Origin of the sequence: Serratia sp. CY27727 (assembly GCF_052169275.1) — a bacterium.
Taxonomy (GTDB): Bacteria; Pseudomonadota; Gammaproteobacteria; order Enterobacterales; family Enterobacteriaceae; genus Serratia; species Serratia sarumanii.
Genome location: NZ_JBJNLB010000001.1, coordinates 767,873 through 783,406 on the forward strand (window position 1 = coordinate 767,873; position 15,534 = coordinate 783,406).

Below are 15,534 nucleotides of genomic sequence, written 5' to 3' on the forward strand. Positions count from 1 at the left end.
TCGATCAATAACCAGAGGGCGTAGCCAGGCTACGCCCTTTTTTATGCCTGCTCGGCCGGCAAATCGGCTTTCAGCAGCACCAGGGAACCGGCCAGCAACACCAGATCCTTGATCAAAAAGCTGGTGGCGCCGGCCATGGCCGGAAAACCGCCGGCGGAAGGCTCCCAGGCACCCGGCGTGGAAAAGATCAGCGTCAGCGTAGTCAGGTAGGTCACCGTCGAACCGATCGCCCCCAGCAACCCCAGCCGCCGCGACCAGAATCCCGCCAGCAGCAGCAAACCGAAGCTCCACTCGGCGACGCCCAGCGCATAGCTGGCGCCGCGGATGCCGAACGCCTGATGCATCCAGCTCAGCAGCGGGCTGTTGCCGATCAGCGGCACCAGCCCCTGCGCCTCGTAATCAAACCATTTGGCGTAGCCGAAGGCGGCGAAGATCACCACCAGCGCCGCGCGCATAAAGATAACGTCCCCGTTCGAGCGTTGAAAGCGCCGCAGCCATGTCGCCAGCATCATCCTCTCTCCTTATGTTGCCCACGGCCGCCGCGGATCGCCCGCTGGCGGCCGCGGAGTGCGGCGGCTTAGTGCCCCATCGCGTCCTTCTTCATTTCGTCTTTCTTCATGCCGTCTTTGGCCATACCGTCTTTCGCCATGCCATCCTTTTTCATGGCGTCTTTGCCCATCTTGTCTTTCTTCATGCAGTCCTTGCCCATGCACTCTTTCTTCATCCCATCTTTCGCCATGCCGTCGTGCGACATCTGGCTCATGCCGTCCTTTTTCATCGCGTCTTTGCTCATGCCATCAGCGGCGTTGGCGCCGGCTACGCCCAGCATCAGCGCGCTGCACATCATCATTGCAAATAACTTTTTCATGGTATTTCCTTCCGTCATGTCAAAGGCACCGGAGTGCCGGAGAATGGCCGGCGGCCGCCTCAGCTGCCGCCAAACCAGTTGTAGCCCTGGTCTTCCCAGTAACCGCCCGGGAAGCGGTTGGTGACCTCGATCACCTGAATGTGTTTCGGATTCTTGTAGCCCAGCTTGGTCGGCATGCGCAGCTTCATCGGGTAGCCATACTTGCGCGGCAAGATCTGGCCGTCATAGGTCAGCGCGATAATCGTCTGCGGATGCAGCGCGGTGGCCATATCGATGCTGGTGTAGTAGTCGTCGGCGCATTTGAAGCTGACGTAGCGGGCGCTCAGATCCGCGCCAATCGCCTTGAGGAAGGTCGCGAACGGCACGCCGCCCCACTTGCCGATGGCGCTCCAGCCCTCGACACAGATATGGCGCGTCACCTGGCTGACCTGCGCCATCCGGTGCAGCTGCGGCAGGCTCCAGGCGCGTTTGTCCTGCACCAGTCCGGCCACCTCCAGCCGGTAGTCGTCGCCGTTGATGTCCGGCGCGTCCTCCTCGGCGTAGAAAGCGTTGAACGGGAACGGCCGGGTGATCATCGATTCCGGGTAGACCGGCGCCAGGCGATCGCCGTTGAACAGCCAGCCCTGCACCCGATCGTTGAAGCGCGACATGCGGCTCAGCGCCTGTTCAACGTTGGCGTTATCGCTGAGATCGCAGCCGGTGAGCATGGCGATGCCGCCCAGCGTCAGGCCATTGCGCAGAAAGCGGCGGCGGGATGACGCGCTCAACAGCCGCTGCGCTTCTTTGACGATCGCCTGCCCTTCATCGATCGTCATGATCTGTTTATCCTTTTCCATCATTCACTCCTTAGCGTCCGCGCAGCATGGCCAGCAGCGTCCGGGGCACCAGCGCCACCATCACCAGGTGAATCGCGACGAAGGCCACCAGCGCCGACATGGCGAAAAAGTGGATATAGCGCGCCGCCTCATAGCCGCCGAGCAGCGTGCGCAGCAGCGGAAACTGCACCGATTTCCACAGCACCAGCCCGGACAGCGCGCTCAACGCGCCGAGGGTCATCACCGACAGATAGGCCACGCGCTGCACCATGTTGTAGTGGCGCAGGTCGGCGTGTTGCAGCCTGCCGCGCAGCGCGGCGCCTATATCGGCGAGAAACTGCCGTGGGCTGAGCGGCCAATATTTGCGTTTGAAACGCCCGCTGGCCAGGTTGATCAGCAGGTAGCACAGCCCGTTGACGCCGAACAGCCACATGCCGGCGAAGTGCCACTGCAGCGCGCCGCCCAGCCAGCCGCCGAGCGTCAGCTCATTGAGAAAGCTGAAGTTGAACAGCGGCGAGGCGTTGTAGATGCGCCAGCCGCTGGTCACCATGATCAGCATCGCCAACGCATTCAGCCAGTGCGTCAACCGCAGCCACAGCGGATGCACCGTCTGTCGTTGTTCCGGGGTGAGAGTGAGGTTCATGCGAACTCCTGGCGACCAATGAGGCGATGAGCCGAGTATTCCCCGGATTTGTTCCCCAAGACCTCACGCAAAGTTAAATAAAATGTGATAACTCCGCCGGTGGGGGTTGTGTAGACTTCAGAGAGAAACGGGCAATCAGCGGTAATGAGAATGGACAAGCCAAAACGAATTTTGATCGTCGAGGACGACGGCGACATCGCCGAACTGCTGCAGCTGCATCTGCGCGACGAGGGTTACGCCATCAGCCACGCCGCCGACGGCAACCAGGGCATGGCGATGCTGGAACAGGGCGGCTGGGACGCCCTCATCCTCGATCTGATGCTGCCGGGCGTGGACGGATTGGAAATTTGCCGCCGGGCGCGCACCATGACGCGCTACACGCCGATCATCATCATCAGCGCGCGCTCCAGCGAGGTACACCGCGTGCTGGGGCTGGAACTGGGCGCCGACGACTATCTGGCCAAGCCCTTCTCCATGCTGGAGCTGGTGGCACGGGTCAAGGCGCTGTTCCGCCGCCAGGAAGCGATGAGCCGCAACCTGCGCATGGACGCCGGCGTGCTCAGTTTCAACGATCTGACCATCGATCCCATCGCCCGCGAAGTGCACCTGCACCAGCAGCCGGTCGAGCTGACGCCGCGCGAATTCGACCTGCTGTATTTTTTCGCCCGCCACCCGGGCCAGGTATTCTCGCGCCTGAGCCTGTTGAATCAGGTTTGGGGCTATCAGCACGAGGGGTATGAGCACACCGTCAACACCCATATCAACCGGCTGCGCATCAAGATCGAGCGCAACCCGGCGGAACCCGAGCGCATCCTCACGGTGTGGGGCATGGGCTATAAATTCGCGGCCGCGCCGCAAGAGTGAGCCATGAAAAACCTTACGTTAGCGCAACGCCTCACGCTGATCTTCGCGCTGCTGATCGTCATCGGCTGCGCCTTTTCCGGCTGGATGCAGGTGCGCAGCAGCACCCAGTACAGCCAGGCAGTGATCCAGCGCCTGTCCGGCAACCTGGCGCAGCATATTGCCGACAGCAACCCGCTGCTGGGGGTGAACGGGCCGGATCCGCAGGCGGTGCATACCCTGTTCGATCAGCTGATGGCGGTGAATCCCAGCGTTGAGGTTTACCTGCTCGACAAACAGGGCGCGATTATCGGCAACGCCGCGCCGGCCGGGCATCTGAAGCGGCAGCGGATCGCGTTGCCGCCGCTGCAGGCGCTGCTCGGTGGCGCGCCGATGCCGGTGTATGGCGACGATCCACGCAGCGTGGACGGGCGCAAGGTGTTCAGCGTCGCGCCGCTAAAGGTCGATGGCCGGATAGAAGGCTATCTGTACGTGGTGCTGCTCGGCGAAGAGTACACGGCGCTGGCCAGCAACGCCCAGTTCAACTCGGCGGTCAGGATGGCGCTGTGGACCTCCGGGCTGATGGTGTTGTTCAGCCTGCTGGCCGGCGGTTTGGCGTTTTATTGGGTGACGCGCCCTATCCGTCGCCTGACCCGGCAGGTCAGCGCGCTGGACAGCGGCGGCATCGAGGCGGTGCAGGCCTACGCGGCGCTGCCGGCGGTAAGGGCCGGGCGCGACGAAGTCAGCCAGCTGCAGCAGGCCTTCCACCGCATGGCGCAGCGCCTTGCCGAACAGTGGCAAACGCTGGCGCAGCAGGATCGGCTGCGGCGCGAGTTCATCGCCAACGTCTCGCACGATCTGCGCACCCCGCTCACCTCGCTGCACGGCTATCTGGAAACGCTGTCGGTCAAAGCCGCCACCCTGAGCGAAGCCGATCGGCAGCGCTACCTGGAGATCGCGCTGGCGCAGAGCCGCAAGGTGGGCAAGCTGGCGCAGGAGCTGTTCGAGCTGGCGCGGCTGGAGTATGGCGTGGTGAAACCGCAGAAAGAGCCCTTCTCCCTCAGCGAGCTGTTGCAGGACGTGTTCCAAAAGTTCGAACTGGCGGCGGAGGCGCGCAACCAGCGGCTGCACGCCGACATCCCCCCTGGTATTCCGCCGGTGTTCGCCGATCTCAGCATGATTGAGCGGGTGCTGACCAACCTGCTGGACAACGCCATTCGCCATACGCCGCCCGGCGGCGACATCGGCGTGCGGCTGTGGCGGCAGGACGATCGGGTGATGGTGCAGGTCAGCGACAGCGGCCCCGGTATTCCACAGACGCTGCGCGCCGATCTGTTCGTGCGCCCGTCTGTCCTGAGCGGCGCCCGGCGCCCTTCCGGCGGGCTGGGGTTGATGATCGTGCGGCGCATTTTGCAGCTGCACGACAGCGATATTCAGCTGATCGAACAAGCGCAAAGCGGCGCCTGCTTCCGCTTTGCCATTCCGCCGCGTTAATCGAGGCAGCTGCGATCGACGCTAATAAACTTGTCGTTATAGATAATGAATTTCTGCCCCTTCAGCCGAATACCGGCATGGGTCAGCGTATCGCCGGGGCGCAGGTATTCGGTGACGCCCTCTTCATCCGTGCTGTTGCAGCCCGGCTTGAGCAGGAACTTGAAGTAGGTATTGCCGGTGTTGGTGAGCGTACCGCGCTGGGTATCGAGCCGATAGGCAAAGTTTACCTGACGCGGACGCACCACCAGAATGGTGTCCATCACCACGATCGGCTCCAGGTTGACGCCGGCGCCCCGACGCGGCCCCGGCTCGAACAATCGGGTCGGCACTTCGCGAAATGACACCCGGTAATAACGCTCGCGATTATCCTGCGGCCCGCGGTAGAAAAACTTGTAGTACTCCGCCTGCCCTGCCTGCAGCGTCAGCTGGCGCGGTGCGAACAGCAGCTCGCCGTCCGCCGGCCGGCTGCGTACCTCGCGCTCTCCCGGCCGATCGATGGCGCGAATGCTCACCTGATACAGACGCGCGCTGCGGTTGTTATTCAACACCCGCTTGGCGGTGAATGAGCGATCCTGATCCATGGCAAACGTCAGGGTACCGACATTGATCGCGGCGGCAGTAAAGGGGAAGGACAAACACAGCAACCCTATTAGCATAAGTTTCACGCCCTGCCCTCAATTGATGTTGCGCCAGGTGGCTTCGACATGAATTTCACCGGCGGCGCTGACGTCGCCGTACCAACCGTTGCCGTCGACGGTTCTCAGCGAGATCGGATTATTCATCGGAATGCTAAAGGTCACGCGGGTCTTGTTCAGCACCCCCACTTCGCCGGAAATATCATTCCACGGGGTGCTGCTCCAGAGCGCATTGGTCATGTCGTGCCACTGGCCATCGCAGCCGGCGGCGAAGCTCTGCTGGCCGTTGGTACTGGTGGTGATGCCGAGGGTGGCGGGAAACGGCACCTGGGTACTGTTATCCGCGGAAGAAAAGAGGCAATAGTTCACCCCGTTGATCGCCTGAGTCGGCCCGGTCGCCATCACCCTCACCTGATCGGCGGCGGTTTTGCCGCTGGTAGTCACCAGGTAGCCGAACTCCAGCGCCGGCTCCGCCGGGCCGACATAACCTTCACGATGTGGGCTGTTGTCGTAATCATCGGAAATAATGCTGATGCTGAAATCGCGCGGCTTGATAATCAGCTGGTTTGAGGTGGAAAACTCATACCATCCCGACTCCGGCGAGGTGGTGTTCTGAAAACGGAAATTGATCAGATCGCGGGTGCCGCTGTCGGAAATCCCCAGCGCAACCATCTGTTTGAAGAAGTTACTGGAGAAGAACACATAGACGGCATTGCTGCTCTTCAGTTCGTTAAAGGTATAGTAGCTGCCGGTGCCCGACGTGTTTTTCCAGGTGTTGCCGTTCAGACTGAACTGCAGATCGGCGGCGTTCACCGCGGATGACAGCGCCGCATGGTTAATCGCCGGGAAAACATGAATCGAGGTATTGCTGACGCTGCCGTCGGTCTGCAAATCATAGCTGACCATCTTGCACATGATGCCCGAGCGGGCGCCGATAGTCTGGTTCTTGCAATCGGCATTGCCCTCGCCGATGATCGGCACCCCATCGCTGTTGACGAACACCTCCGATACGGCGTTGGTATTGATAAAGCGCAGGTGGGCGGCCTTGCTGTGCGTGACGGTGCGCTTGTACCAGCTGCCGCTGGCCTGATCCCGACAGCGGCCGCCGGCCGCGGCGTCGTAAGCCACCGACGTTTGGCAGCCGTTGATCTGCATGCTGAAGGCGTCACCCGCCGCCATCTGCTTCAGATACTGATAGAAGCTCGGCGACATCATGCCGTGCATCCATTTTGCGCCGCCGGGCGTGACCACGGCACCGTAAAATCCCTTTTCGTCGGTAGTCTGCGGCAGAATCAAGCTGGTATCCATATTGCAACCGGCATACCAGTTGATGCAGCGCAGGCCGAGGAACGGATTCTTTATCGGCGCATTTTCCAGCCACATGTCATAGCGCCAGTTGGCATTCAGCCCCGTGTTGTAGCCATTATCCACGTACCCCAGGCTCTGCTGATAGATAGTGCCGGAACCGCCGTATTTCAGCCCGGTCCACTTGTTGGCGCCGGTCATGCGCGGATCCAGCCCGCCGGCCGGCGTAACGAAAAAGTTGTCGTCGGCGTTGTTCTCCACGAAGACAAATTTCATTACCGCCGCATCCGGCCAGTTGGTCTGGCTGACCGCCGCCTGCAGCGCGGGGGCGACCAGCGCCAACAACAACAGCGCAACGTTAGCTCTCATGGTCAGACTCCCCGGATGACATATTGCCCGCATAGGTTTTCAGCCCGGTGCAGATCACGTCGCCGACCCACACCGCGCCTTGCGCCTTGCTGAGATCCAAATCCACTTCGCACGTCTGATTGCCGCTGTGGGTAAAATCGATAACCGGGAATTTTTTGTCGACGTCCATGATAAATTCGCCTTTCTCATCGGTGCGGGTGCGGCCGATATGGTTCTTGATATAGGCGTTGGCCAGCAGCGTGCCGTCCTCCGCCTTGATGCGGCCGAACACCGTCACCATCTGTTTTATCTCCGGCGAGATCACCGCCACGTTGCCCGGATACAGGGTGAGCCTGCTCTTGCGCTTGGTGACGATGTCGAAGCTCTCCGCCGAGTTTTTGTTGTTCATCAGCTCAACGTCGTACTGACCGTAAGGCGACAAAGGCAGGTAATTCTTATTGCCGCTCAGCTTCACCATCCGGCCGTCAACCCGTGCGGTCAGCAGGCCGTCGTTTTCAATGCCGGTATTGAAGATAATCCCGGCGTTGCCTTCGTTGCGGCCGCTGATGGCAATATCACGCCCTTGCCAGCCCATGCTGCCGCTCGCGGTCAGGCTGCTGTTAACGTAGCCGTCGGCGGAGCTGCTGACGTTGAGCGTGCCGGCAGAATACTTGGTGTCGAAGCGCGCATAGCCACCGCCGTTGAAGCGGTTGTCGCCGCGGGTATCACCGGAAATCGCCCGCGACAGGTTGGCGCCCAGGGTGCGGATCGGCCCGTCCTTGATGTCCTTGCGCGCCGCCAGGTTGGCGGTGGTGTAGCCGTTTTGATTGGAAACGCCGGCGCTTAGCCAGTTGCCCATCGGCAGTGAAAAATCGAGCGCGATGTACTTGCCGGTATTGGCGTTGCTGCTGCCGTTGTTGTAGCGTTGCACGCCCGCACGCACGCCCAGCGTGCCGAAGCGGCCGGTAAAGATGTTCTGGTAATAGTCGGCGTTGTAATAGTGGCTGTCGTTCTTCTTATCGTCGTTGTAGCTGGCGCTCAGGGTGCCCAGCGGAGACCACAGCGCCCCCAGATTAAGGCTGCCGCCAACGGCGCGGTTATAGGCGTCATTTTGCAACAGACGATCGCCAATCTGCGTTTTCTCCTGATTGATCCATACGCTGCTGAAGCCGCCGGGCAACGCGGCGCTGACGCTGTTGACCAGGCTCCAGGAGCGATCGGAGGCCGCCATATTTTGCAGGTTGATCTGAATCGACTCGGTCACCGGCAGGCTGACGCGGCTCTCGCCGACGGCGTTGCCGTCAAACGAATACCCCGACAGCGCCCAATTAAGCGTTTGCAGATTGCCGGTAGCCGAAGCGCCAAGCAAATAAGAGTCCTTTGCCGGGCGGTGGCGTTCCCGTTCGCCGCGCCAGTCGTCCATGCGCAGCATCCCGCCCCAGAATTGCCAGGCCAGCGGCGCATTGGCGCCGCGATTGGGGCTGAACAGTTTATTCACTCGCTGCATGCGTTTATCGACCACTTTGCCGTTGACCACGATCTCCACCTCGACGTCATAAATGCCGTAGGGCAGGCTGCCGGTGTCCACTTCATGGTTGCCCATCGTGAAGTTTTGCACGCTGAGCAGCCGCCCATCGCGCGACAAATGCACCTCGCCGGCCGAGGGGAAAAAAACCACGATCGGCGTCAGCGATTGGGAATTATCGAATACCGTCGAGTTGGCGCGGTTGCCGTAGGACAGACCATAAATCTTGCTCGAGTTGATGGTGGTGACCGGCCCCAGCGACTGCAGATTCCAGCTGTCCAGCATGCCGGCAGCGAAACGGCGGCCGGCGAAATCACGCTCGTACATCGCTTTGTACAGCGTGGCGTTTTCATCGCCGCTGCCGATACCGTAGATGGAACCGTTCAACTCCACGTGGTGTTCACGCAACGCGGTAACGCTGTTGAGCGATAAATAACTGGAGGTATTGCCTTCGCTGGCGCGGGCCCGGTTATCGTAGACCCCGAGGTTATAATCCAGCGTGCTGCTTACGGCATCCACGCTGGACGCGCCGATGTCGCTGGAGCGAGCGCGCAGCACCGTTCCGAGCGCGGATTCTTTCACCACCAACTGCAGGTTGAGCTGCCGGAAATCCAGCGCCAGCCAGGCGTCGTCCGCGACCCGGATATGCTGCTGCCGATCGAATGGCGCATCCTGCAAAGCCTGCAGCTGGCCGGCTATCGTCGCCGTCAGCCGGGCGCCATCGTCGTTATCCTCCAGCGTCACCCGACGAATCGTTAGCCTGTCCTGATCCAGGTAGAGAAAGGCATGGCCGATGCGGCTGTCGTCTTTGACGCCATCGCTCTTTTCATAATGCAACAACAGCGGAATACTCATCCCCTCGCGCAACGCCAGGCTGAAGGTTTGCGGGATCAGCACGCCGTTAATCTGCGTCAAACCGGCCGCCATCGCCATACGGCCAGGCAACAGCGTCGGCAGCGCCAGCGCACCGGCAGCCAGAAGCGTTTTCAACAGCACAGCGTTCACATGCCACTCCTTGCGTGATTGTTTTGCATCCATCGTGGATAACGCGCGCATTACTTCACCGGGATAAACTGTTCGCCGTGCCACAGCGCGACGCGCCCTTTTTTATCGTTGACGTCAACCTTGCTGAAGGCGCGATCCTTGCCCGGCATCACGAAATAGTTCTCCTTGCAGTCGCTGCCGTCTTGCTTGTTCCTGCAATTGCCGTAGGCCACCACTTTGAACGTGGCGTTGCCGGTGTTTTTGATCCGTCCGTTGGCGAACTGATAGGCGAAGCGATCCTGCCGAGGCGCCACCACCAAAATGGTGCCGATGCGCGCCGACGTGGTGGCCACGGCATTACGCCGATCCGAGTTTTGCCCCGCCTCGCTCAGCGCCTGATCGAACCAAACGATGCGGTAGTAGCGCTCCTGAGCATCGTTCGGCCCCTTGTAGTAAAAGCGGATCACGTCGCTGGCGTTGGCCGGCAAGATCAGGCTGGCGGGCGACAGCAGCATTTCATCCCGGCTGCTCATCGGGATCGCCGTACCGGAGGCCAGGGGGCTGGAAATGCGTTCGATCTTGATGTTCACCAGCCGGCCGCTGTCGGTGGTGTTTTTGATTTCCTTGCTCAGGCGCGCGCTGTCGCCAGGCATGAAGGAGCTGATCTCACCCACATCGAGAGCCAAAGCCGGCCGCAGCAGCATTAACATCAGGGTGACGGCGAGAGAAAAGCGTGTCATTGCGGTATTCCACTGGCGTTGATGAGCGATAAATAGCAGGAGGTCTCCCCCCTGCCAGGTGCAGATCGTTCGGGGGATTAGGAAGTCCAGGTCGCGTTGAACTCGACGCTGACGTCGCCGCTCCAGATACCTTCCGGCAACGTGCTGAAATCCGTGACGGCGGTGGTGCCGTTTGACGTCGCGCCGATGATGCTGAAGGTGAATTGATCCTGCGCGCTGGTGCGGCCGGCCTGGTTATAGGCGTTGGACAGGGCGCTCAGATTGCCGCCCAAAATGCCGGCGGTGGTGTCGATCATGGTGGTTTCAGCCGTTTTCTCTACCGCAGCACCGTTGTAGTTCACCCCGACTTCCAGCGTAGAACCGGAAGTATCCAGCTGAGTCAGCGTATTGGAGACCAGTTTTGAGGTCAGTTTGAAAGCGGTGGCCGTGGTATCGCCTTCCACGGTGACGTCAAACAGGCCTTTCTGACTGTTGAAACCCTTAATGCCTTCTGCATAGTTGAAGGTCAGGCTGCCAATCGGCGTCACAACCAGTTTGCTGGTGGTGTCTTTCTTGGCGGTCGCAGACCAGGTTGCCAACGCCTGAGCGGTAACGTCGGCGGCTTGAGCAGTGCTGACCGCTGCAAAGGCGGAAACGATCGCCAGAGCCAGTGTCATTTTCTTCATGGTATAACTCCCTTCAATGTTGAATATGTTTTCTTTCTTTCGTCCATTCTCAGCCAGCCGTTTGCATCACTGCGTTTAGCCAGTCTGCTTGACGCCACAAGAATATCCCCAGCCGATCAAAAAAGAATCATTAACCATTAAAGTTCAAATATTTAGATTTAAATACCGCAATTAAGGTTTTAACCACCTCCAGTCACGTTAAAACACGGATTAAGCCTTTGATGAAAGCACAATCATATTGTGGTTTAACCCCATCAAAGCGGTTGTTGTTTAACCACAAAGCAGCCCTGTTTATCCTTGCCATGTCCGTACAGAATTTCAGCGCCGCATCATTCGTTGAGGAGAGAAGATTGATTGGATTAACTCAGGAGAGCAGCAGCCAATGAAGATCGACTGCTGCAGAGAAGAGGTGACTCTTGCCACATTTCAGGAAGGATAGCGGGTTCTCAGGGTAAGAATAAGCCGCATAAAACCGGCCTGATTGAGGCTCAGTTTTCGCATAATATTCAGTTTATGGGAGCTGATGGTTTTGTAACTTCGCCGGGTCAGGTTGGCAATGCTTCGTGGAGATGCGCCGGCAGCCATCATGGCCAAAACTCGCCATTCACCGTCAGATAATGCGACAGGCGAATGGGCCAACCGGGCGCGAATATGCGGGGAACGATAGCCGGAGAACTCACCCGCAGCCGCAATGGCATCACGCAGGCAATGCAAAGGCTCCTCCTTTGCCACTATAGCTATGCGCGCATCCGTCGCTAACAGCGCTAATATACCGGGGTGTTCTACCGCGGTGAAAATCACCAAGGGAATTTCCGGCCAGACATTTTTTGCTGTCAGAACGAACCGCAATACATCATACAAATATTCGTTCTGATGATATAACTCCATAATAAGCGCGCGCGGCTTCCCCCCTTTCAATGCTCCCTCCAGCTCGCTCAAGGTATCGATAAAATACCTGTCACTTGATCGGGTAACGAGAAATGCTTCCATTCCTGTTCTCACTAAATAGCTGGGTTCAAAAAATAGCAGCGCATCACCGAAATCGGCTTTAACCATACATAATCACCATAATGAGGTAGAAAGCGGTAGAGAAAGGGAAATACCTCTCGATAAACGCCACACGGCACCCCGCCAAATGAAAATCAAACGTTCAATTTCAATGCTGTAATATTTTTGTCATATCCACCGTCCTTTCAATCGCGTTGGGCCGACGGCTATCGATGGTCAATTAATAAACTCGGCATTGTCGCTTTCCAAACCGGAACAGATCTCCATTTTATGTTCACGCAAAATCTTGCAGCGCAGCAGGAATAAGCGGGAAATGCCGGAAATGTAAGCCCTGACCTGATTACTGCGCACCACCAGCAAAAACTCATCGCCGCTGCATTCCCCCGTTTGGTGAGCGGCGTAAGCCAGAATGTCCCGATTCAGGCTGGCGTTGACCGACGCTGAGGCGGCAGGCAAGGACATGAAAACCTTACAATTGCCGGACTTTCCCAGGTAGCTCTCCTGCCGGGCCTCCGAGCCGCTGAAATAGGCGGTGACAGCAATGGCCATGAGGATCCCCCCCAGGACCAATGCACAGATCATCAGCCAGCCGCGGCGGGAATCACCGAAAAAAGAGGTGGCCCGGTTGATGACGGTTGCGGATGGCGGGTTTATCGCCGCTTCGGGCGCAGGCTCCGGCAAAGAGGCGGCGGGTTCTGCATCGTGTCTATCTTCCGCTTCCTCATAAGACTCGATGGTAATCTCATCACGCAGCATAAAACCCACTTTAGGGACAGTGACAATAACCTCTTCTTCGACGCCCAGATTTTTAATCACCCGGCGTAATTTGCTGACGCACTGATTAAGATTATTATTGCTGGAAACCATGCCGTAATCGTCCCAGACCTTCTTGAATATCAATTCACGCCCCACGGCCTCGCCATGGTGGGCAATCAGCAGCAGCAACAACCGCTTGGAAGGACTGGATATGGATATGGGATCGTCAGAAAAATCAGTTGGGCTAAGGGTTCTGGTGTCTGCGTCAAAGAGAATATGGTCATTAAATCTATATTTCATTTTATTCACATGTTTTCACTATAGCGATAATTTATAGTTTGGCGTCAAATGTTAATGAAATATTAAATCGGGTTAATTCGCAAAAACACCCAAATGCAGGCAAGAAAAACCACGCAATCAACGCCACGAAATACGCTTTTTCACCTCACCACCGTTATATAGGATTTTTCTTGCAAACCATAACCAAAGGTTAACCAATCACCACGCCCATTGATATATTGACGCGACAAAAACCACAAAGTTAGTTTTTTATATCGCATATTACAAACTTTAAGGGAAATCATCTCAAAAAATGGTCGCAGAACTAAATTTTAATAAAAAAATAATAACACGTGAATGTTGAGTGCAATCACATATAGCCGGCATACGCATTAGCCTGATGAATTAACGCGCTTGCCGCGACGCAAATGTTAAAACTTAGGTTCAGCCAAGGCGCTGGGGAAATAATAATGAAAGGAAAAACTTACGAATGACGCCTGTCGCATTATTCGCAACAGGCGAAAACATTCGCGCAGTTCATTGAACTGATGAAGGGAATATCAGGCTAAAGGTCAAGCAAGCAGCATCCTGGCCAGCAGAACACTGCGCGCGCACCTCACCGCCGTGCAGCGTCATGATGGCGCGCACGATAGACAGCCCCAGCCCACTGGCATGATTGCCGGCGCTGCGCGCGGGATCGGCGCGGTAGAAACGATCGAACAATTTTTCCAGCTGTGCCGGCGCGATCGGCGGCCCCTGATTGATAACCTGCACCCACCAGGCATCGGCGCGCCGTTCAGCCCGCAACGCGATCAGGCTGTTTTCATCGGCATAGCGCACCGCGTTGGCCACCAGGTTGCTCAGCGCCCGCTGGAACAACATCGCGTCCGCCTTCAGCTCGCCTTCCCCTTCGCAGCTCAGCGCGATGCCGCGTTCTTCCGCCAGCCCTTCGAAGTAATCCGCCACCCGCCGCAGTTCCAGCGCCACATCCAGACGGCCGTAGTTCAGCGCAGACTGCGCCTCCCCGGCGCGCGCCAGGAACAGGATGTTTTCCACCATGCGGGAAATGCGCTCCAGCTCATCCATATTGTTCGACAGCAGGGTTTCGTACTCCTCCACGCTGCGGGGCTGGTAAAGCGCCACCTGGCACTGGCCCATCAGCGCCCCTACCGGGGTGCGGATCTCATGGGCCAGATCGGCGGAAAACTGCGTCAGGCGCTGATAGCCTTCATTCAACCGATCGAGCATCGCATTGAACGAACGGGTCAACTGCTGCAATTCCTTCGGCGCTCCCTGCTCGCTGAGGCGCGTCGACAGCGTATTGGGCGCAATCTGCGACGCCTGCGCCGCCATGCGCCATAACGGCTTCAATCCCCGGCGCATAACCCCATACCCCAGCAGCGCAATCAGCAGGAAAGCCACCGCCACCGCCGCGACGATGCGCCACAGGTAACGCGCCAGCATCTTCTGCTCGTTGACCATCACATGCGCGGCGGAGATCTGCAACAGGCTGCCGTCTTCCAGGCGCACCATCGCCGACGCCGCGCGCAGCGGCACCCCCTGCGACGTTTCCCCGCCGCGCACGGCGGCCAACGTCTGCGCCTGGCCTGCCGGCGTCGGCGCGATCGGCGGCAATGCCACCCCGGCCGAGTTCACGTTGATGAGCGGTTTTTGCCCCGGAATTTGGAAAATCAGCACGTCCTGTTCATTGCCCAGCATGTTTTCAAACAGGCCGTTATTGGCGGTCAGGCGCGCCAAAGGAAAGCGCTGTCCCAGCAAATGGCGGAAATACTCTACGCGCCCGGTCACCTGCAGATCGCTGCGCAGCGTCATTTCCTGGCGCATGGCGCTATACAGATACCCGCCCGTCCCGCTCACCACCAAAGCGGCCACCAGCGCGAACAGCGTGGCGGTGCGCAGCGTCAGCGATACCGGCCGACGTGAAGTGCGCCCGTTCACGAGCGTGGCTCGCAGACATAGCCGATGCCGCGCACGCTGTGGATCAGCTTGACGTCGAACGGCCGGTCTATTTTGGCGCGCAGGCGTTTGATCGCCACGTCAACCACATTGGTGTCGCTGTCAAAATTCATGTCCCACACCTGAGAGGCGATCTGCGTGCGCGACAGCACTTCGCCCTCGCGCCGCACCAGCAGGTGCAGCAGCATGAACTCCTTGTTGGTCAACGGGATCACCTGTTCCTGACGCACCGCCCGGCGGCGCAGCACGTCCAGCTGCAGATCGGCGATGGCATAATGATCGGCTTCGCGCGCCGGCCCACGGCGCAGCAAGGTGCGTAAACGCAGCACCAGTTCGGTGAACGAAAACGGTTTAATCAGATAATCGTCCGCGCCCAGCTCCAGACCGTGGATGCGATCCTGCACGCCGTCGCGAGCGGTGAGAAACAGAATCGGCACGTCGCTTTTCTTGCGCAGCACCTCGATGATCTGCCAACCGTCCAGCCCCGGCAGCATCACGTCGAGCACGATCGCATCGTAATCCTGCTCCAACGCGCGAAACAACCCGTCGGTGCCGGTGCGCGCCAAATCGACGCCGTACCCCGCCTCGCTCAGCCCTTTCTTCAGGTAATCCCCTGTGCCGATATCGTCTTCAACTACCAGTATTCGCATGC

General features: G+C 58.8%; 16 protein-coding genes. 3 read left to right on the top strand and 13 right to left on the bottom strand.

The window, feature by feature from the left end:
• Window positions 1-41 precede the first annotated feature (41 nt).
• The 4 genes from ACJ8HB_RS03770 to ACJ8HB_RS03785 all read right to left on the bottom strand — a co-directional run bounded on the left by ACJ8HB_RS03770 (window position 42) and on the right by ACJ8HB_RS03785 (window position 2,326).
• Window positions 42-512: a YkgB family protein gene (locus tag ACJ8HB_RS03770; RefSeq protein WP_033637683.1), complete on the bottom strand. Its 471-nt coding sequence runs from the start codon at window positions 510-512 to the stop codon at window positions 42-44.
• Window positions 513-577: 65 nt separating this feature from the next.
• Window positions 578-868, bottom strand: a complete 291-nt coding sequence (locus ACJ8HB_RS03775; RefSeq protein ID WP_033637682.1) for a pentapeptide MXKDX repeat protein — start codon at window positions 866-868, stop codon at window positions 578-580.
• A gap of 59 nt (window positions 869-927) precedes the next feature.
• Window positions 928-1,704 carry a molybdopterin-dependent oxidoreductase gene (locus ACJ8HB_RS03780; RefSeq protein WP_047568573.1) on the bottom strand — a complete coding sequence of 259 codons (777 nt, stop codon included), beginning with the start codon at window positions 1,702-1,704 and terminating at the stop codon, window positions 928-930.
• Window positions 1,705-1,714: 10 nt separating this feature from the next.
• Window positions 1,715-2,326 (bottom strand): cytochrome b/b6 domain-containing protein, encoded by a 612-nt coding sequence (locus tag ACJ8HB_RS03785; RefSeq protein ID WP_047568575.1) that lies wholly within the window; start codon window positions 2,324-2,326, stop codon window positions 1,715-1,717.
• Window positions 2,327-2,476: 150 nt separating this feature from the next.
• On the opposite strand from ACJ8HB_RS03785, the gene ACJ8HB_RS03790 reads away from it, so the two are divergent.
• Both ACJ8HB_RS03790 and ACJ8HB_RS03795 read left to right on the top strand, forming a co-directional pair.
• Window positions 2,477-3,190 (top strand): response regulator transcription factor, encoded by a 714-nt coding sequence (locus tag ACJ8HB_RS03790; RefSeq protein WP_033646834.1) that lies wholly within the window; start codon window positions 2,477-2,479, stop codon window positions 3,188-3,190.
• 3 nt (window positions 3,191-3,193) lie between these two features.
• Window positions 3,194-4,660 carry a sensor histidine kinase gene (locus tag ACJ8HB_RS03795; RefSeq protein WP_047568577.1) on the top strand — a complete coding sequence of 489 codons (1,467 nt, stop codon included), beginning with the start codon at window positions 3,194-3,196 and terminating at the stop codon, window positions 4,658-4,660.
• Here ACJ8HB_RS03795 and ACJ8HB_RS03800 read toward each other — a convergent pair.
• From ACJ8HB_RS03800 to ecpA, 5 genes are all read right to left on the bottom strand, one after another.
• A complete protein-coding gene (locus ACJ8HB_RS03800; protein WP_049233507.1) occupies window positions 4,657-5,316 on the bottom strand; it encodes a fimbria/pilus periplasmic chaperone in 660 nt (219 codons plus the stop codon). The two genes, ACJ8HB_RS03795 and ACJ8HB_RS03800, sit on opposite strands and share 4 nt — an antisense overlap.
• An 18-nt stretch (window positions 5,317-5,334) precedes the next feature.
• Window positions 5,335-6,969: a fimbrial adhesin EcpD gene (ecpD, locus tag ACJ8HB_RS03805; RefSeq protein ID WP_060438938.1), complete on the bottom strand. Its 1,635-nt coding sequence runs from the start codon at window positions 6,967-6,969 to the stop codon at window positions 5,335-5,337.
• Window positions 6,959-9,478 (bottom strand): fimbrial biogenesis outer membrane usher protein, encoded by a 2,520-nt coding sequence (locus tag ACJ8HB_RS03810; RefSeq protein WP_094859709.1) that lies wholly within the window; start codon window positions 9,476-9,478, stop codon window positions 6,959-6,961. Before ACJ8HB_RS03810 ends, ecpD begins: the two co-directional genes overlap by 11 nt.
• 50 nt (window positions 9,479-9,528) lie before the next feature.
• Window positions 9,529-10,197, bottom strand: coding sequence for a hypothetical protein (locus ACJ8HB_RS03815; protein ID WP_033646845.1), 669 nt, complete (start codon window positions 10,195-10,197; stop codon window positions 9,529-9,531).
• Between the two features lie 77 nt (window positions 10,198-10,274).
• The gene (gene ecpA, locus ACJ8HB_RS03820; RefSeq protein WP_033646847.1) at window positions 10,275-10,862 is read right to left on the bottom strand and encodes a common pilus major fimbrillin subunit EcpA; all 588 of its coding nucleotides are present in this window, start codon (window positions 10,860-10,862) and stop codon (window positions 10,275-10,277) included.
• Between the two features lie 221 nt (window positions 10,863-11,083).
• On the opposite strand from ecpA, the gene ACJ8HB_RS03825 reads away from it, so the two are divergent.
• Window positions 11,084-11,248: a hypothetical protein gene (locus tag ACJ8HB_RS03825; RefSeq protein ID WP_154609643.1), complete on the top strand. Its 165-nt coding sequence runs from the start codon at window positions 11,084-11,086 to the stop codon at window positions 11,246-11,248.
• 40 nt (window positions 11,249-11,288) lie between these two features.
• Here the strand turns inward: ACJ8HB_RS03825 and ACJ8HB_RS03830 are convergent, their stop codons facing one another.
• From ACJ8HB_RS03830 to ACJ8HB_RS03845, 4 genes are all read right to left on the bottom strand, one after another.
• Entirely contained in the window at window positions 11,289-11,918 is a 630-nt protein-coding gene (locus ACJ8HB_RS03830) for a helix-turn-helix transcriptional regulator (RefSeq protein ID WP_049196270.1), read from the bottom strand.
• Between the two features lie 168 nt (window positions 11,919-12,086).
• Complete coding sequence (locus ACJ8HB_RS03835) at window positions 12,087-12,926, bottom strand: winged helix-turn-helix domain-containing protein (RefSeq protein ID WP_033646852.1); 840 nt, start codon at window positions 12,924-12,926, stop codon at window positions 12,087-12,089.
• Between the two features lie 516 nt (window positions 12,927-13,442).
• Window positions 13,443-14,864, bottom strand: coding sequence for a heavy metal sensor histidine kinase (locus tag ACJ8HB_RS03840; RefSeq protein ID WP_047568592.1), 1,422 nt, complete (start codon window positions 14,862-14,864; stop codon window positions 13,443-13,445).
• The gene (locus ACJ8HB_RS03845; RefSeq protein WP_033637675.1) at window positions 14,861-15,532 is read right to left on the bottom strand and encodes a heavy metal response regulator transcription factor; all 672 of its coding nucleotides are present in this window, start codon (window positions 15,530-15,532) and stop codon (window positions 14,861-14,863) included. The genes ACJ8HB_RS03840 and ACJ8HB_RS03845 overlap by 4 nt, the downstream gene beginning before the upstream one ends.
• Window positions 15,533-15,534: the final 2 nt, after the last annotated feature.

Excerpts from the sequence above, each read along its gene's own strand:
- ACJ8HB_RS03770 (WP_033637683.1), bottom strand. The coding sequence starts at position 512 with ATGATGCTGGCGACATGGCTGCGGCGCTTTCAACGCTCGAACGGGGAC.
- ACJ8HB_RS03775 (WP_033637682.1), bottom strand. The coding sequence starts at position 868 with ATGAAAAAGTTATTTGCAATGATGATGTGCAGCGCGCTGATGCTGGGC.
- ACJ8HB_RS03780 (WP_047568573.1), bottom strand. The coding sequence starts at position 1,704 with ATGGAAAAGGATAAACAGATCATGACGATCGATGAAGGGCAGGCGATC.
- ACJ8HB_RS03785 (WP_047568575.1), bottom strand. The coding sequence starts at position 2,326 with ATGAACCTCACTCTCACCCCGGAACAACGACAGACGGTGCATCCGCTG.
- ACJ8HB_RS03790 (WP_033646834.1), top strand. The coding sequence starts at position 2,477 with ATGGACAAGCCAAAACGAATTTTGATCGTCGAGGACGACGGCGACATC.
- ACJ8HB_RS03795 (WP_047568577.1), top strand. The coding sequence starts at position 3,194 with ATGAAAAACCTTACGTTAGCGCAACGCCTCACGCTGATCTTCGCGCTG.
- ACJ8HB_RS03800 (WP_049233507.1), bottom strand. The coding sequence starts at position 5,316 with ATGCTAATAGGGTTGCTGTGTTTGTCCTTCCCCTTTACTGCCGCCGCG.
- ecpD (WP_060438938.1), bottom strand. The coding sequence starts at position 6,969 with ATGAGAGCTAACGTTGCGCTGTTGTTGTTGGCGCTGGTCGCCCCCGCG.
- ACJ8HB_RS03815 (WP_033646845.1), bottom strand. The coding sequence starts at position 10,197 with ATGACACGCTTTTCTCTCGCCGTCACCCTGATGTTAATGCTGCTGCGG.
- ecpA (WP_033646847.1), bottom strand. The coding sequence starts at position 10,862 with ATGAAGAAAATGACACTGGCTCTGGCGATCGTTTCCGCCTTTGCAGCG.
- ACJ8HB_RS03825 (WP_154609643.1), top strand. The coding sequence starts at position 11,084 with ATGAAAGCACAATCATATTGTGGTTTAACCCCATCAAAGCGGTTGTTG.
- ACJ8HB_RS03830 (WP_049196270.1), bottom strand. The coding sequence starts at position 11,918 with ATGGTTAAAGCCGATTTCGGTGATGCGCTGCTATTTTTTGAACCCAGC.
- ACJ8HB_RS03835 (WP_033646852.1), bottom strand. The coding sequence starts at position 12,926 with ATGAAATATAGATTTAATGACCATATTCTCTTTGACGCAGACACCAGA.
- ACJ8HB_RS03845 (WP_033637675.1), bottom strand. The coding sequence starts at position 15,532 with ATGCGAATACTGGTAGTTGAAGACGATATCGGCACAGGGGATTACCTG.